Source organism: Carnobacterium pleistocenium FTR1 (genome assembly GCF_000744285.1).
In the GTDB taxonomy this organism is placed as follows: domain Bacteria; phylum Bacillota; class Bacilli; order Lactobacillales; family Carnobacteriaceae; genus Carnobacterium_B; species Carnobacterium_B pleistocenium.
In genome coordinates this window covers 901426-918951 of the sequence record NZ_JQLQ01000002.1, presented here as the reverse complement: position 1 = coordinate 918951, position 17526 = coordinate 901426, and the positions used below count along the sequence as shown (strand labels likewise).

At 39.5% G+C, this 17526-nt stretch carries 16 protein-coding genes; 2 read left to right on the top strand and 14 right to left on the bottom strand.

The features are described 5' to 3' along the window. Complete coding sequence (locus tag BP17_RS04515; protein WP_035052092.1) at window positions 1–720, bottom strand: pseudouridine synthase; 720 nt, start codon at window positions 718–720, stop codon at window positions 1–3. A gap of 234 nt (window positions 721–954) precedes the next feature. On the opposite strand from BP17_RS04515, the gene BP17_RS04510 reads away from it, so the two are divergent. Next, window positions 955–1551 carry a carboxymuconolactone decarboxylase family protein gene (locus BP17_RS04510; protein WP_035052089.1) on the top strand — a complete coding sequence of 199 codons (597 nt, stop codon included), beginning with the start codon at window positions 955–957 and terminating at the stop codon, window positions 1549–1551. Between the two features lie 287 nt (window positions 1552–1838). On the opposite strand, the gene BP17_RS04505 is transcribed toward BP17_RS04510, so the two are convergent. The 9 genes from BP17_RS04505 to gatC all read right to left on the bottom strand — a co-directional run bounded on the left by BP17_RS04505 (window position 1839) and on the right by gatC (window position 12541). Next, window positions 1839–2918 carry a S66 family peptidase gene (locus tag BP17_RS04505; protein ID WP_035052087.1) on the bottom strand — a complete coding sequence of 360 codons (1080 nt, stop codon included), beginning with the start codon at window positions 2916–2918 and terminating at the stop codon, window positions 1839–1841. A gap of 118 nt (window positions 2919–3036) precedes the next feature. Continuing rightward, a complete protein-coding gene (locus tag BP17_RS04500; RefSeq protein WP_035052085.1) occupies window positions 3037–3327 on the bottom strand; it encodes a hypothetical protein in 291 nt (96 codons plus the stop codon). Window positions 3328–3527: 200 nt separating this feature from the next. Next, window positions 3528–4130 (bottom strand): YdhK family protein, encoded by a 603-nt coding sequence (locus BP17_RS04495; protein WP_035052083.1) that lies wholly within the window; start codon window positions 4128–4130, stop codon window positions 3528–3530. A 48-nt stretch (window positions 4131–4178) separates the two neighbouring features. Then, window positions 4179–5426, bottom strand: coding sequence for a PQQ-dependent sugar dehydrogenase (locus BP17_RS04490; RefSeq protein WP_232219597.1), 1248 nt, complete (start codon window positions 5424–5426; stop codon window positions 4179–4181). A 1025-nt stretch (window positions 5427–6451) separates the two neighbouring features. Next, the gene (rlmD, locus tag BP17_RS04485; RefSeq protein WP_035052081.1) at window positions 6452–7828 is read right to left on the bottom strand and encodes a 23S rRNA (uracil(1939)-C(5))-methyltransferase RlmD; all 1377 of its coding nucleotides are present in this window, start codon (window positions 7826–7828) and stop codon (window positions 6452–6454) included. Window positions 7829–8248: 420 nt separating this feature from the next. Further along, complete coding sequence (locus tag BP17_RS04480; RefSeq protein ID WP_035052079.1) at window positions 8249–9304, bottom strand: diacylglycerol kinase; 1056 nt, start codon at window positions 9302–9304, stop codon at window positions 8249–8251. A 29-nt stretch (window positions 9305–9333) separates the two neighbouring features. Beyond that, a complete protein-coding gene (gatB, locus tag BP17_RS04475) occupies window positions 9334–10764 on the bottom strand; it encodes an Asp-tRNA(Asn)/Glu-tRNA(Gln) amidotransferase subunit GatB (protein WP_035052077.1) in 1431 nt (476 codons plus the stop codon). Window positions 10765–10779: 15 nt separating this feature from the next. Then, window positions 10780–12234 carry an Asp-tRNA(Asn)/Glu-tRNA(Gln) amidotransferase subunit GatA gene (gene gatA, locus BP17_RS04470; protein ID WP_035052075.1) on the bottom strand — a complete coding sequence of 485 codons (1455 nt, stop codon included), beginning with the start codon at window positions 12232–12234 and terminating at the stop codon, window positions 10780–10782. A gap of 1 nt (window position 12235) precedes the next feature. Then, window positions 12236–12541, bottom strand: coding sequence for an Asp-tRNA(Asn)/Glu-tRNA(Gln) amidotransferase subunit GatC (gene gatC / locus BP17_RS04465; RefSeq protein WP_035052073.1), 306 nt, complete (start codon window positions 12539–12541; stop codon window positions 12236–12238). A 212-nt stretch (window positions 12542–12753) separates the two neighbouring features. On the opposite strand from gatC, the gene BP17_RS04460 reads away from it, so the two are divergent. Next, window positions 12754–13545 carry an alpha/beta fold hydrolase gene (locus BP17_RS04460; RefSeq protein ID WP_051910447.1) on the top strand — a complete coding sequence of 264 codons (792 nt, stop codon included), beginning with the start codon at window positions 12754–12756 and terminating at the stop codon, window positions 13543–13545. Between the two features lie 130 nt (window positions 13546–13675). On the opposite strand, the gene BP17_RS04455 is transcribed toward BP17_RS04460, so the two are convergent. From BP17_RS04455 to BP17_RS04440, 4 genes are all read right to left on the bottom strand, one after another. After that, the gene (locus BP17_RS04455; protein ID WP_035052070.1) at window positions 13676–14101 is read right to left on the bottom strand and encodes a PaaI family thioesterase; all 426 of its coding nucleotides are present in this window, start codon (window positions 14099–14101) and stop codon (window positions 13676–13678) included. 22 nt (window positions 14102–14123) lie between these two features. Beyond that, complete coding sequence (locus BP17_RS04450; protein WP_232219596.1) at window positions 14124–15236, bottom strand: acyl-CoA dehydrogenase family protein; 1113 nt, start codon at window positions 15234–15236, stop codon at window positions 14124–14126. A 16-nt stretch (window positions 15237–15252) separates the two neighbouring features. Beyond that, window positions 15253–16164: a LysR family transcriptional regulator gene (locus tag BP17_RS04445; RefSeq protein ID WP_035052068.1), complete on the bottom strand. Its 912-nt coding sequence runs from the start codon at window positions 16162–16164 to the stop codon at window positions 15253–15255. A 143-nt stretch (window positions 16165–16307) separates the two neighbouring features. Then, a complete protein-coding gene (locus BP17_RS04440) occupies window positions 16308–17495 on the bottom strand; it encodes a thiolase family protein (RefSeq protein ID WP_035052066.1) in 1188 nt (395 codons plus the stop codon). Window positions 17496–17526: the final 31 nt, after the last annotated feature.

Below are 17526 nucleotides of genomic sequence, written 5' to 3'. Positions count from 1 at the left end.
TCATTTGAAATAAGGTTTCAATGACACTAGTTCTTCTGCATGCAATGCCCGATAGGCGCCAATGGGTAAGGTGTTGTCTAGTTGTAACGGTCCCATGGAAAGTCGTTTAAGGTAAATCACTTTTTTACCAACTGACAGAAACATCTTTTTCACTTGATGAAATTTGCCTTCGCTAATTTCAAGTAATACTCTACTTTCAGTATCGCTATGACTCAGGATAGTCAATTTAGCTGGTTTACATTTGACACCTCCGTCAAAGACGATGCCTTTTGTAAAAGCTGCTAGATCTTCGCTCGTGACTATTTCGTTAACTACCGCTTCATAAATCTTCGTCACTTCTTTTTTAGGGATCAACAATTGATAGCCCAACTGCCCATTATTTGTCAGCAAGAGCAGTCCTTCTGTGTCCTTATCCAGACGCCCTACCGGAAATAATCCAGGCACTCGCTGGGAAGGATCAATTAAATCAATCACCGTCTGATTCACCGCATCGGATACAGCGCTCACCACACCAGCTGGTTTATGAAGCATAAAATAGACATGCGGCTGATAATGAATCTGCTCCCCTGAGACTTTAACTTCCTGCAACTCTGGATCGACATTAAGATTATCCACCGCGATTATTTGTCCATTCACTTGAACTTGCTTGCTTTTGATCAATCGTTTGACCGTACGGCGTGAGCCGAATCCTGTCTCAAATAATAACTTATCTAACCGCATTCGCTTGCTCCTTTTTTTAACGTAACTGACTTGTTTTTTATACTTAGCATACGGGACGAAGCTTCGGATTGTCAACATACAGAATGAGAAAAGCTCAAAAACTATCCATTCATCAAAAAAGTGACCTTACTTGAATAATTTTTTGAATTCTTATTTTACAATACATACTCCCTAGGGTATAATGAAAGCTACTCAAATACTAATATACCGATGACAAACCAAAAGGAGATAGCAATGGCACAAGAATTCTATAAAAAAATCTATTCGGTCCAGGAATTTTATCCTATTCTTTATAAAGGGTTGCGGACAGTAAAGTACATGGTCAAAGCCAAAAAAGATAAATCATTGCATTCGGAACTCATTGAAAGAATCATGTTGGGTGTGACAGAGGTCAACGGTTGCGAAGTCTGTTCTTATGCTCACACGAAGATGGCTCTTGAACAAGGCTTTAGCAACGAAGAAATACAAAAGCTCTTGACCGGAACAGCTGACAGTATCCCTTCCGATGAAATGCCGGCTTTTTTGTTTGCTCAACACTACGCAGATACTCGCGGAAACCCGACTGAAGAATCATGGAACCGCATCGTATTGCTCTATGGAGAAGCCAAAGCAACAGGAATACTAGGCGCGATTCGTTCTATCATGATTGGAAATGTCCACGGCATTGCACTGAGTGCTTTATTCAGCCGTGTTAAAGGCAAAGCTATCAAAAAAAGTAGCCTTTCCTATGAGCTGAGTATGATTTTCAGCCTCATCCTTTATCTTCCTGTGGCTATTATTCAGATAATCATTTCCGATCTTTTAAAAAAACCAATCATCCAGTTCTCATAAGAAACCTGCTTGGATTATCAGAAAATTTTTATATATAAAAATTTTACTGATCTAAAAGAGGAACGAGTACCCGTCAAATAAAGGGTATTCGTTCCTCTTTTCTATTGATATATTTCGAGTTTATATAAAAAAAAGACGTTAAATACCTATTGGAAACACTAGATAATCCAACCGGTTTATACAGTATAAACTAGACAGGCGACTGGTAGTGAATTTGCTCTCCTGAGACTTTAACTTGCTTGCTTTTTAACAATCCTTTAACCGCATAGTGTAAGCCAAATCCTGTGTCAAGATTCTTCAAAGTAAGGTTCATCAAGCAAGATTGTTTTTTCATCAAAATTCACTGTTGCTTTTATTCCGTATGGTAGGGCACACTTTGGATACGCATGCCCAAAATTAATATTATACATAATTGGCAAGGTATCATCTCCTACCACTTTTAGATAAACCTCTTTATACTCTGCATAATAAGCTTCATCTTGAGGTTTCCCAACTATCAATCCGCTAATTACTGAAAAAATTCCTATTTCTTTCAACACATTCAGTTCTTTTTCTAATGTACTAGGAGTTGGTTTCTCTTCACAAGTTTCCAAAAATAGAATCTTACCTTTCCATTCGCTCAATGAAGGAAATAGCTGATATCTTTCACAAATTTCTACTTCATCTGGATACCTTTCTCCAGTTAAAATATCGTAAATACTTTCCAAACAACCGCCAAGCAACTTCCCGGTAACTACTCCACTTCCTTGCAAAACTTCATAACCATAATTTTCATCATACACCTTACGATTTTTCCCTAATGCCTGTTCGGAAAAATCTGTACGTTCTTCGTACCAAAAAGGACTCGACCGAATGTCTTGTTGCTCGCAACCTTCAAAATAACCTTGTAACGTCTCTTTTGTATACGGCAATAATTCTTCAGCTAGTTCGGCGATATCTGTAATAAAACTAGGTCCATAAAAGGAAACCATACCTAACTTGTAGAACATCAAATGATTGATCGTTGTATCAGAATACCCTGTAAACAATTTAGGATCCTCTTGTACATTATGTATAAAATTTTCATCTTCTAATAAATAAGGCAGTAACCGATAAGTATCGTCGCCCCCAATGGCAGCTATTATTCCTTTAATCGTTGCATCTTGAAAAGCCTCTTTTAAATCCTGTGCTCTTGCTTCAGGATGATTTTTCAAATAATCTGCCCCTTTAAGGGTGTTCGTCATAAATACAGGTTCTAGGCCCATTTCTCTTAATCTTTTCTTGCCCAAGTTAAGTTGATGTAAACATGATTCTTCCCCTAAAATTCCACTTGAAAGACTTACTACCGCTACTTTATCCCCTTTTTTCAACAAATGTGGTTTCTTCATGACTTACCTCCTATTTTTTCAACCCAATACAAATAAGTTTTTTGCTTGATTAAATTGATTTACCATATTTTATTATTAATTCAAAAATCATGGAATCAATTTATTGCATCGGTAAGGATCACTGAACCCTTAAGCCCTCTATATGTATAGAGGAAAAGATGGATTTGCCCATCATAGATAAATGCAGCTCTTCTTTCCTCAGAGGTAAGCCTTTAGCAAGATAAATAAACAGATTATTTTGTTGAATCAACGTAAAGTTATTATTTTGAGGTTCTTTATATGAAATATCCACATCTTCTTCACCCACGCAACAAGTAAGAGTTGCCTTAAGTGAAATAGCTATTATCGTCCGATTTTTCTTCTTCATCCACTCTTGTACTGCCTCATCCACTTTAATAGATATAGCCATCTTTTCATCACTGTCCTTTTTTTTAGAATGATCGGGATTTTATTCAATTGTATCACAAAAAATTTGGCCACTAAACTATACCCATATAAAGAGGAAGAGCGGAATCATATCTTGGACTAATAAAAAAGCTCTACCTAATAGAAACTTTAGGCAGAGCTTTTAGGACTAGAAAAATTGTATGAATAATCTATATCTATCCTCTATTCTGGAGATAATTCATCTTCTGTGACCCACTTGTGATTTTCGACCATTTCTCCACCATCAGTTGGTTGAAAGTCCAGCATATAAACGGTTGTCTCTTCAGCAGAATCTATGGTAGCAGTCACACCTTCCATGCCTTCCATATGGCTGGCCTCTAGCGTTACTTCTGTACCTTCGCTCAAAGGTTCTTCTTGATTGCGCGCTTCTGGTATTTCTTCTTTTAAGACCCATTTATGATTTTCTACTATAGAATCCCCGTTCGTCGGTTCATAAGTCACCTCATAAGCAACTGTATCAAATGCACCCACGACTGTTCCGGTAGCTCCCTCCATACCTTCCATATGATTGGTTTGAATAGTCACCCTATCTCCAACTGAATAAGTTGGATTTTCTGCTGCTTGCAAGCCTTCTGGTATTTCCCCTTCATCATCATGCATCATGTCGTCCATATCATTATACATATCTTCTGATTCATTCATCATTTGATAACCGGAACTGCTTTCAGATGACGACTGATTTTCATCTTCTTGAGGTGAGCAAGCCGCTAACAAAGCTAATGAGGATATGGTTATTACCCCGCTAATGATTCTCTTCTTATTCATAATCTACCTTCCTTTCTTCTCTTGTATACATTTAACGTTTTACTTTTATTATTGTTCCACTAGCTTATACAATTTGCCATTAAAGTCTACGATAATCAGTTCGCCTTGTTCATCCACACCAAAAGACGAAATCATCAAATCAGTATCTAATAACTCAACATTTTCTGCCTGCTGATTTTCATCTAACCACAAGCCCCAAATCGTACCAGAAATAAAATCGCCATAAATATAAACACCATTCAGACTTGGATTTTCTTCCCCGTAATAGGTGTAACCACCTGTTATGGACTGACCCAATGAACGGTCATATTCCCAAATGGGCTCTTCAAGTTCTGCTGAATCAATATCATCCGAAGCCTGATACTTCATCGTTCCTTCCATAATGTTCCAGCCATAGTTGCCGCCACTTTCGATCAAATTGATTTCTTCCATCGCGTTCTGACCCACGTCAGCTGCAAAAAGTAAGTCGCGGTTTTCATCAAAACTAAATTTCCACGGGTTTCTAAGGCCATAAGCAAAGATTTCTTCTACATATCCTGTTGTATTGCCGCTATAAGGATTGTCCTCTGGAATGCCATAATTTTTATCTCCGTCAGCCGTATCCACATCAATTCGTAATAATTTGCCATAGATTTTGGTCAGATCTTGTGCATTTCCTTGCGGATCACCGCTTGATCCTCCGTCCCCGGTCGCAATATACAAATACCCATCTGGACCAAATGCAAGATGTCCCCCATTATGATTTTGGTAAGGCTGAGGAAATTCTAACAGAATCTCTTCACTCGCTAAATCCGCTTCAGCCAGCGTGGCCGGGTCTGTTGTGAACCGAGAAATGACTGTATTATTTTCTGTTGTATAATTAACATAAAAATAGCCATTCTCTTCAAATTCCGGATGGAAAGCTAGTCCCAACAAGCCTTTTTCTTGGCCATTGAAATCAATTTTTGTGCTTAGATCAACAACTACTTTGGCTTCGGTTGCCTCTTCGTTATTTTCAAAAGTTTTGATTTCACCAGTTCGCTCAACGACAAAAACCTGATCTGTACCATCATCAGCGGTCGTATAATGTAGCGGTTGATCAAAAGAAAGATCCGGGTAAGCTTCAACTAGTTCATAATTAAGGGGCTCAAAAGAGTCTGTTTCAGTTGTTTGACTGCTTTCTTCACTGGATTCGGAGGACTTTTCGGATGAGCTAGAGCTAGATTCAGATGAGGCGACTTGACTCATGTCTTCCATTGGGGCACAGGCACCTAAAAGGACAACAGCACTTAACAAATAGATGCTCAAATATTTCATACTAAATAACTCCTTTCATATGAAATCAGCGATAACGTTTTCTTTAGTTTACCAATCATATCCTTCTATCTGCAACTCTTGGGTCTTAGCAAAACCTAAATGACAAAGAATTGCCTATCCTTACACCGATTTTCTTTATTCATGAATGAGTGAAGGCTTTTTGGGTGTTCACTTCTACGTGAAACTACCCTTGACGAATAAGTGAGGACTTTTTGCTGCGTCACTCATTCATGGCGAGCCGCTGCACGACGAAGTGACGCTGATTTTCTGCTCTACTTCTACGTGTAAGCCACTTTCACGAAAGAGTCGCCATATCTTTTTCTATCTACCCACTCTCGAGTCCTAGCAAGACTTAAATGATCAAGAAATGTCTCTTCTTACACCGATTTTCTTTATTCATGAATGAGTGAAGGCTTTTTGGGTGTTCACTTCTACGTGAAACTACCCTTGACGAATAAGTGAGGACTTTTTGCTGCGTCACTCATTCATGACGAGCCGCTGCACGACGAAGTGACGCTGATTTTCTGCTCTACTTCTACGTGTAAGCCACTTTCACGAAAGAGTTGCTCACCGCTCGCTTTCTTTTATCAAAGATCTAAGATCTTCAAGTTTGTCAAATGCATTCCAATCACTCTCCTAATAATTTCTGACGGAATTGGGTTGCTTGTAGCCGTGTAAAGGATTCAATGAGAATTACACAACGTTGGCGCTTCAGCGCTTACGCTGTGTTTGAAACTTGAAAGCTGGAAGACTTCTTTTTAGGCTTCAAGCGTACCCATGGCTCTCCACAAGCAAACCCGTCAATTCCAGAAGAAATTTTATTTTAAATCACTCTAATCCTTTAACCTAGAGCTTTTGACTTAAATACTTTGACCTAGATCCCTTGACCTAAATCCCCTGACCTAGATCCCTTGACCTTAATTCCTTGACCTAAATCCCTTGACCTAGAGCTTTTGACCTTAACCCTTTATTAAAAGTCCACAAAAAAAACAACCCATTCAAAGAATGAGTTGTTCGATTTGTGATTAGTCGCGGACAAGCAATGTAACACTTTCCACATGTGTTGTTTGAGGGAAAAGATCGACGGGTTGAACTTTTTTAACCGTATATCCACCTTCTGTTAGTAAAGCTAAATCACGTGATAACGTAGCTGGGTTACAACTTACGTAAATCATTTTAGTAGGTTTCATTGCAATAACAGCATCGGTAAATTCTTTTTCAAGACCTTTACGAGGAGGGTCAACAACTAATAAATCAGCTGTACGGCCTTCTTCAGCCCAGGCAACCATAACTTCTTCAGCAGCACCTGCTTCAAATGTTACATTATCAATGTTGTTCAATTCAGCATTTGCTTTAGCATTTTCAACTGCTGGTTCGATTACTTCGATTCCGTAAACATGTTTAGCATTTTTAGCTAATGTCAATGTGATGGTTCCGATTCCGCTGTATGCATCAATAACCGTTTCTTCGCCTGTCAATTCAGCAAAGTCTAAAACAGTTTGATACAATTTTTCTGTTTGAAGCGGGTTGACTTGATAGAATGAACGGTGAGAAATTTCAAAGGTATTGCCTAATAACGTATCTTTGAATTTGTCTTCGCCATATAAAACAATTGAGTCTTCGCCTAAAATGACATTTGTGTGTTTCGTGTTGACGTTTTGCACGATGCTGACAACTTCTGGAATAGCTTCAAGAATATCCGGAACGATTTTACTTGTTGGGAATAATTTAGCTGTTCTTGTTACAAGAACGACCATGATTTCCCCAGTGTAATACCCACGACGAACGATAATGTGACGCAAGTTCCCGATATTTTCATTTTCGTTATACGGTTTTACGCCGTATACACGCATGATATCACGGACCGCAATGATCGTTGCATCGATCTTAGGATCTTGAATGTAGAAGTTTTCCATTGGGATCACTTCATGGCTGTTTTTACGGAAAAAGCCAGTTGTCAATTTATCATCAATTTTACGTACTGGAATTTGCGCTTTGTTACGGTAACCTGATGGATTAGCCATCCCAATCGTATCATATACCGGTACATCTGGTAATTTTGCGATCCGTTGCAAGCTGTTGATCACTTGTTGTTTTTTAAAGTCTAATTGTGCAGGGTATCTCATGTGTTGTAACGGCGTGATGCCTACACGTGTGTAATTTTCATCTTGGATCACGACACGGTCTTCACTTGAGTTCAAACGGTTCATAACTTTCGCATAACCAAAAGATTTTCCCGTTTTGTGGATTTTAACTTCTACTTGTTCGCCAGGTAAGGCATTTTCGATAAAAAGTGAATAGCCTTTGATTCTGGCTACTCCAAAACCCTCATGTGTTAAATCTTCAATTTTAACGGTATGTTTTTCATTTTTTTGTACTGGTACTACTTTATCTGCTTTCATAAAAAGCTCCCTTCGATGACCTTATTTCATGTCTCTTGTTTATCCGATTGTATTTATTCTAGAACGTGTCCAAAAAGAAAAGCCACTCTCACTTCACGAATCAGGCTTCATAGTCTAGTGACCACAGCGCGCGACTCCTTTAGTTCATGCCGTTCTATCTTCTTTTTGGCACACTCCCTTTGTCAGTTAGTACGCCAGATATTTGATACTTTCTATCATCCACTTAACTGGGAGTGTTCCTGACTCGACCGGCTAAAACGGGATGGGATTAAAAATACGTCGTTATCTATTGATTCTAATCTACACGATCGCAATGACTTTTTAGTTAACTAAAAAATTTCTTCCATTTTCAAATATAGGAAAATGAGGTACTGACTCGTAATTATACAAGAAAAGCCGGCTTAATTCAAAGTTTTTTCACTATTTCTCATGAGCTTCTTTTTTTGATGAGTGAATTTCTCCGTCTCCGTTGATATCGGTGTTGGTCAATTCCTCCACTTCTTTGATAAAGGCATCTTCTAATCCTTCAGAAGCCTTATCTTTATCTTCCGTAGCATTTTGGAGATCGTCTGTAGATGCAATGATTTCAATGTGTTGGTGTAGATTTGAAAAAACTACTGGTGCGTTTCCGCCATATTCGCCATCCAAGTTGATCATCATCTTCGATGAGTTACCTGGACGTGCGATAATTTTGCTGGTTTTTTTGTATAAGATATTAGAATTGGACATGTGTTTGCCACCATTTAAAACTTGGGCTACTAAACGCAACACATCCGGTAAATTAGATGTTTTCACGATGATCAATGTGAATTTGCCATCATCTAATAAAGCATCCGGAGCAATTTGTTCAAAACCGCCAATTGAATTGGTGAGGGCGACTAAAAACATCGTTGCTTCTCCTTCAAACGTCCCATCATCGTATTCGATGTGCATCGGGATCGGCTTGATGCGTGGCAACATTTCAGCTCCTTTGACGAAGTAAGCCAAATAGCCAAAGATCGTTTTCAATTGTGACGGAACATCATAAGTTATTTCGGTCAGCATTCCGCCGCCACCAATATTGATGAAGTAGGATAACTTTTCTCCCATAACGGCTTCCCCAACATCCATAAAAAAGGTCTGCTCTTTTTGAATGATTTTTGCTGCTTCGACTAAATTATTTCGCGGGATGTGTAAAGCTCTAGCGTAGTCATTCGTTGTTCCGGCAGGGATGATTGCCAGTTTGGGTCTCTTGCTCAAACCAGCGATCCCATTTACGACTTCATTGATCGTGCCATCTCCACCTGCTGCTACAATCAAATCAAAGCCCGCTCTCGCTGCTCTTTCAGCTTCATTTTGAGCAGATTTCGGCTCAGGAGTGGTCGCATAAGCACTTGTTTCATATCCGGCTTCTTCATAAATTTGAAAGATTTCCACTAGATTTCTTTTGACTATTTCACGACCCGAAGTAGGATTATAGATTACTCTTGCTCGCATAAAATTTCTCCTTTGCTTTCACTCCAATATTAGCGTTTGCTTAATTCATCATTTAATAGTTTATTCACCACTCCAGGATTTGCTTGTCCTTTTGTCGCTTTCATAATTTGACCAACAAAGAAACCAACAGCGCGATCTTTGCCATTTTTAAAGTCTTCGATCGATTGAGCATTTTTATCTAAGATGTCATTGATAATTGGCAATAATTTCGCTGGATCACTTAATTGGACCCACCCATTTGCTTCAACGACTCCTTGAGCGTCTCCACCAGCTGTGATCAATTCGTGGAATACTTTTTTCGCTATTTTCGAACTGATCGTTCCATCGGCGATCAAATGGATCATGCCAGCTAAGTTCGCGGTTGTTAATTGCGTGTTATGCAATTCCAATTTTTCACTGTTCAAGTAAGCTGAAACTTCACCCATCAACCAGTTTGAAGCTTGTTTAGCATCTGCTCCATTAGCTAACGTGCCTTCAAAGAAATCAGACATTTCTTTTGTTGCCGTTAAGACCATAGCATCGTATTCTGGTAATCCTAGTTCACTGATGTAACGCGCACGACGATCTTTTGGCATTTCTGGAATCGTTGCTTTCACACGTTCGACCCATTTTTCATCGATCACAATATTTGGTAGATCTGGTTCCGGGAAATAACGGTAATCGCTTGAGCCTTCTTTAACACGCATCAAAACAGTATCTCCAGTTGCTTCATCGTAACGTCTTGTCTCTTGTTGGATGACTCCACCAGATAATAGAATTTTTTCTTGACGTTTTTCTTCAAAAGCTAAGCCACGGCGAACAAAGTTAAAGGAATTCAAGTTCTTCAATTCCGTTTTAGTCCCAAACATTTCTTGCCCGATTGGACGAATAGAAATATTGGCATCACAACGCATTGAGCCTTCTTCCATCTTCACATCACTTACGCCGGTGTATTGGACGATTTGCTTGATAGCTTCCAAATAAGCATACGCTTCTTCTGGCGAACGCATATCCGCTTCAGATACGATTTCGACTAGTGGTGTGCCTTGACGGTTTAAATCGACATATGAATAGCCATCGGTTCCATGAATATTTTTCCCAGCATCTTCTTCTAAATGCAATCGTTCAATGCGGATTTTCTTTTTCTTACCTGCTACTTCAATTTCGATCCAGCCATTATAACCAATGGGTTGGTCAAATTGTGAGATTTGGTATGCTTTTGGATTGTCTGGATAGAAATAGTTTTTGCGGTCAAATTTGGTATCTTGAGCGATTTCACAGTTCAAGGCTAAAGCAGCCTTCATACCAAACTCGATTGCGCCTTTATTGATGACGGGTAAAACACCTGGGTATCCCCAGTCAATAACATTTGTATTTGTGTTCGGTTCTGCACCAAAATGAGCTGGAGCAGGTGAGAACATTTTTGAGTCGGTTTTTAATTCTACGTGGACTTCTAGTCCGATTACTGTTTCAAAATTCATATCGATTCTCTCCTCCTACACACTTGGTTTTGCTTGATGAAAATCAGTTGCTTGTTCAAAAGCGTATGCCGCTTGATAAATCGTTTGTTCATCGAAATGATTTCCAATCAATTGTAAACCAACTGGTAGCTCATTTGAAAAACCACATGGAATAGAGATTGCTGGTACACCTGCTAAATTAACAGGTACCGTTAAAATATCGCTTAGGTACATCGCAATTGGATCATCGATTTGTTCACCAATGCCAAATGCAGTTGTAGGCGTTGTTGGCCCTAAAATCAAATCAAATTCTTTGAATACTTTATCAAAGTCTTGTCTGATCAAGGTTCTTGTTTGGCCAGCTTTTTTAAAGTGAGCATCATAAAAACCGGAGCTCAATGAGAAAGTCCCAAGCATGATACGACGTTTCACTTCCATACCAAAGCCTTCTGTTCGTGATTTTATGAAAACTTCATCAAGTGTTTTTGCTTCGGTTGAACGGTACCCATAACGAACGCCGTCAAAACGTTGCAAGTTTGAAGAAGCTTCAGATGAAGCGATGATGTAGTAAGCCGGTACACCATATTTTGAATGAGGCAAGCTAACTTCTTCAACGATTGCACCTAAAGATTTAAATGTTTCGATTGCTTTAAGAACCGCTTCTTTCACGCCTGTTTCTAAGCCTTTTTCATTCAAGTATTCTGTTGGGACACCAATTTTCATTCCTTTGACGCCTGCTTCAATGCCGGCAGTGAAGTCTGGAACTGTTCCTTCATAGCTCATAGAGTCATTTGCATCATGTCCGCTGATGGCATTTAAAACTAACGCATTATCTTTAACAGTGCGTGTCAATGGTCCGATTTGGTCCAAACTTGATCCAAAAGCGATCAAACCAAAACGTGATACACGGCCATAAGTTGGTTTCATCCCAACGATTCCGTTAAACGCTGCTGGTTGACGGATCGATCCACCCGTATCCGTACCTAAAGATGCTGGAATTTGACCTGCTGCTACTGCTGCTGCAGAGCCACCTGAAGAACCACCAGGTACTTTGTCCAGATTCCATGGGTTATGAGTTGTTTTATAGTAAGACGTCTCTGTACTTCCGCCCATAGCGAATTCATCCATGTTTAGTTTCCCAACAGAGATCATATTTACTTCTTTTAATTTTTTCGATACGGTTGCATCGTAAATTGGAACAAAGTCTTCCAAAATTTTACTACCGGCTGTTGTAAGTGTGCCATTGGTTACAATATTATCTTTGATCCCAATCGGTATACCCGAAAGAATATTCGTTGGGTCAATACCTGCTGCGTCAATTTCACGTGCTTGTTCAAGAGCTTTTTCTTCAGTCAGTGTAATAAAAGCGCCAATTTTTTCTTCTGTTTCGTTGATGCGGGCAAATACAGCTTTTACGACATCTTGAGCCGTCACTTCTTTTTTGACCAACAACTCATGCAATTCTTCTATTGTATAGTTTGTTATGTTCATATTATGCTCCTGCCTCCCCGTTATCCATTATTGCAGGAACTTTGATAAAGCCATCTTTTTCTGATTTTACATTTGTAAATAGCAATTCACGATCTGTTCCTTTAACCGCTTTGTCCTCGCGCATCACGTTATATGTACGCATGCCGTGGATCATGACCGGTACATTTTCAGTATCTAATTCTTCTAATTGTTCCACCATATGAATGATTGCATCCATTTGTTCTGTGAAATGAGCAATGCCTTTATCGCTAATTTCTAGTTTTGCTAATTTTGCGACGTGTTTTACGTCCTCTTCAGTAATAGCCATCGGTTTGTTCACTCGCTTTCTTAGGTAAATTATCTTAGTTCAAACTCCCTTACTATGATACCATAAACCACTTATATGCAGTATCTTAATTCTATTATAAATTTGCTACTATTTCTCTAGTAATCACAGCAGCGCTAAAAATATTGCTCAATCTGTTAATCTTTTCACTCAGTGACTCTTTTTTTTGCTATGATAACGTTGAGGTGGAAAAAATGAAAATAACCATTCGAAAAAGACTATTAGGAACCATACCCTTACTGGAAGTAGTGCCGAGCGAACAGCGCAATGATTTGCTGCCATTAGTGGTTTATTATCATGGCTGGCAGTCATCTAAAGAATTGAATGTGACGCAAGCCCGTTATTTAGCGCAACAAGGATTTCGAGTATTATTACCCGATGCCATCAATCACGGCGAACGCAAGCAACCTGTTTCAAAAATTCCTTCTCTAACCTTTTGGCAAAGCATTCAAACTAATTTGTTCGAATTCAGCTTTATCATCGATCATTTTCAAAAAAGCGGACTTGTTGGTGATGTGATTGGCGTTGGTGGAACGTCCATGGGTGGAATCACGACCTGCGCTTTGTTGACCCATCATCCGGAAATCAAGGCAGCGGCCTGCTTAATGGGTTCGCCAAAATTAGCTGCTTATAAAGACCGCATTGTGAAACATGCCAAAGAATTCAATCGGTACTTACCACAGGATTACCATGAATTACTAAATTGGATCCCCAATTATGATTTATCGCTGCATCCGGAAACATTAGACGGCCGGTCATTATTTATTTGGCATGGCAAACAAGATCTAATTGTCCCTTATCAAGACATGGCCGATTTTGCCGACGAGCACAAAGACCTAACAAATCTTTACTTCACAGACGAAGACGAAGGCCATCTCGTAAAAACAGATACCATGCGCGAAGTAACAACCTTTTTCGTGAACGAACTGCTGGAAAAAAGCCTTGACGAAGAAGTCGCACTCGAAAATGGTGCCACTCTTTCGTGAACTCGTGAAGTCGCACTTGACGAATCTGCCACTCTATCAACACTAAAAAGTATAAATCAACTAAAAGAGCCGAGACAAATAATTGTCTCGGCTCTTTTAGTTGTATAGCCAGTTCCAGTAACTTCCCTCTTTATCCCTTGAACATGGCGTCTTCCATTTTAACGGGGATCCATGTTCCAACTGCTTTTGCAATCAGTTTGCCCGTTTCTTTGTCTGTTACGGAGCATTCCACGATAATCAATAGGTTTCCTGGTTTGATCACTTCAGCCGTGGCGATAATTTCATCGGCAACCGCTGGACGAAGAAAATGCATAGTCAACTCCGAAGTCACAACTTGATAATTTTCGGGTACCATAGTAACGGCTGCCGCGCCCCCTGCTGAATCCGCCAATGCTGTGACGACTCCTCCGTGGAAATAGCCTAAATGTTGCGTCAACCATTCTTCTTTTTTCAAAGAGAGGATGGCTTTGCCTGATTCGATCTGTTCCAACTTCCCGCCAAGCGCCGTTAGAAAGGATTGCTTTTCGTTTTTACGTTTTTCATAGCGTGGATTCATAGAGACCTCTTTCCTTTAAGTTTTATTTTTTCCATTGCTTGCTGATTTTTCGCAAATGAAAATCAGGCGTTTCACCCATATTTTTTACCGATTCAGAAATACTTTTAAAATTTCTCAAAACATGATCTGCCGGAAGTGTGGCGAATCCAAAAATGCCGAGAACCCCATCAATGATTTCATTGGACACTTCCATTGCTTTAAACTTTAATTGTGTTACTTGGATCGTCGAAGGAGGCGTCTGAAGATTGATAAATGAAAAATAGTTTTCAGTGACTTCCAATTCAATTTTGTATTGTGCAAATTGCTGCTGGATATAGGGCGCGTCCATGAACCGCTGCCCAAAGCGATTGATTTCTAGCGCATGGTTGAGTCCTTGATCAAACACACTACGGGTGATGCCCAATAATTGCGCAGCCAGCAAGAGATTCCACATGTCGAGAACTTGATTGAACACCTCATGATTGTTTTGTAAACTGCCCAAAAAGTGAGCATCTCCTACAACTAGATTTTCAATCGTCAGTGCGCCGGTACGCAAAGAGCTTTCACTCTTTTTATTTTTACTATAGTGAACCGTGATACCCGGCATATTTTTTTCTAATAAAAAAAGACCATATTGATTGTTTCCTTGCGCTGAAAGTTTAATTTTTCCTAGTAAAAGGAAAAGGTCGGATTCTTGGGTACAGGCAACGTCTTCTTTCCCGCCATTAATAACCCAGCTGTCCACCTCTTTTATTGCAACCGTTTGCATTCTTCTTAATTCGAAACCGGCTTCAAGTTCTTTGCTGGCAAATGTTGCAAATAGATCTTCTTCGACTAATTTATCCAGATACATTTCTTTTTGTTTTTCTGTGGCGGAAAATTTCAATGCCAAGATCCCAAACAAAATTTTACTTAAAAAATAATACGACAAAGAAGGAAAATATTGCGCAAGCGTATAGATAAATTCACACAAAGCCGGAATGTTTTGTTCGGCCATCTTTTTTTCGGCAATTTCTTTAAATAAGCCTTTTTCTTTAAAATAATTTTTCCACTTTTGAAAATCTTCATAAGTATACGAGCGGTCAATCGTGTCTTTCTTTATTTTCTGCCCCAAGTCTCCTTGAAGAGCTTGCGTAAATGATTCAATAATAGCCATGTCCCTCACTCCTGTCCTAATCTGGGAATTCATTGGTAAAAGAATCGTATACAAACTTCTCTATACTGCTATACTTCTTTTTTACCGGAAAACACAAGACAGTCGTATAGGTGATTGGATCATTGAAGTGTTTTTCGACTACTCCGATATTGTCTAAATAATTGTAATACTTTTTAAAATTAGCTGAAGGCAGTAACGCAACCAGATTAGTACGCGTTGTGGATTCAACCATGTAATCCCAAGAATCAGACGTAATCAATACTTTTGTCTGGGATTTCACTTTTTTTAATTTGTCCATCACCATCGTATGTGTCGCAAAACCTTTATTAAATGTTGCTACGTACTGGTTGTCTAACATTCTCCAGTCCAACTTTTCTTCTTTAGTCAATGGATGATTGGGGTGCATAAAAGCGGTCACTTCACTTAAAGCCAATATGTGTTTTTCAAATTTATCTTGATGCAATTTAGTCGGATCATCCAATACAGCTGCATGAATGCGATTCTCGTTCAGCATAATGACTAATTCTTCATTATTTGCTTCGACGATATCAATTTTAATTCCGGGATTTTTCATCATGAATTTTGGAATAAATTTGGTGAAAAACAATCGCAGAATAATCGTGGAGATCCCTACTCTGATCGTTCCTTGTTGAATTTGCGCTTCTTGTTTCAACATTTCATGAAGATCATCATATTTATCGACTATTTCTAATGCCTTTTCATACAGTTTTTCCCCACTCGGTGTCAATCCGGTCAAACGACCATTTTTACGATGGAAAAGCTGTAATTCCTCTTCTCTTTCAAAATTGATGATGAATTGGCTTAGTGCGGATTGAGTCACGTGAATATTTTGTGCAGCCAACGTCAGATTTAACTTTGCATCGACAATGGCAATAAAATAATTAAGCTGTGCAATGTCTAACTTCATGTTTTCCTCCTCACAAAAATTGCTATAAAAGTGAGTACACTAGTTACTTGTACAACTTTAATTATACATCAAATCAAATACTCCCACATTAAGAATTCTAAATGAATGTGGGAGTAAAGTTCTCAATTTTTAGTTATACCCTTTTATCTTAAATATTCAAAAATTCCGGCCGCTCCCATACCCATTCCGATACACATAGTGACCATACCGTATTTGGTTTCAGGACGTTTCGCCATTTCGCCCAATAATTTGGCCGTTAAAATGGCTCCCGTTGCTCCTAGTGGATGACCTAACGCAATGCCTCCTCCGTTGACGTTCACGATGTCACGGTTCATGCCCAATTCATTCATCGAAGCGATCGCTTGTGCCGCAAAGGCTTCGTTGAATTCAATCAAGTCGATGTCTTCTAGTTCCATTCCAGCCAACTTCAAAGCCTTAGGAATGGCATACACTGGTCCGATGCCCATAAATTTAGGATCGACCCCTGCAACGTTGAAGGAGATAAAGCGGGCAATTGGTTTGACCCCCAATTCTTTTACTTTATCACCAGACATTAAGATAACAAATCCAGCTCCATCACTCACTTGAGAGGACGTTCCAGCTGTTACACTGCCATCTGCTTTAAAAACAGTGCGCAACTTCCCAAGAACATCTAGCGTTGTGTTCGGACGAATCCCTTCATCTTGATCAAACATTTCGGTTGTCACTTCCACATTGTCCCCAGTCGTTTTGACCCGATGGATCTCTACTGGAATGATTTCATCTTTAAACCGTCCGGCTGTTTGAGCATTATGTGCTTTTTGGTGACTTTCTACACTAAATTGATCTTGTTCATTTCTTGAAACATGGTATTTTTCAGCGACATTTTCTGCCGTCATGCCCATTGGGACAGCGATTTTCGGTCCATGTTCTTGCAAATACGGGCTATTTGATGGCTCGCTTCCACCCATTTGGGTCGAACTCATAAACTCGATGCCACCTGCTGCTAATACTTCTGCTTGACCAGCTATGATTGCGTTGGCTGCAGTAGCAATCGTTTGAAGTCCTGAAGAACAGAAGCGGTTCACCGTTTGACCGGCCACTGTTTCAGGCAACCCACTTCTAAGAGCAATAGCACGCGCGATATTGTTCCCTTGGAGCCCTTCTGGAGTTGAACACCCAACGATCACATCTTCAATAAGAGTCGGGTCGAAATCCCCTTCCACTCTATCGATAACCCCTTTTAAAACTTGAGCAGCGATATCTTCGGGCCGATCATAAAAATAGGCTCCGTCTTTTTTTCCTCTCGCTACAGCTGATCTTCCATATGCTACGATATAAGCTTCTTGCATTGTATCCAAATCCTTTCTGCTGACTGCGGAA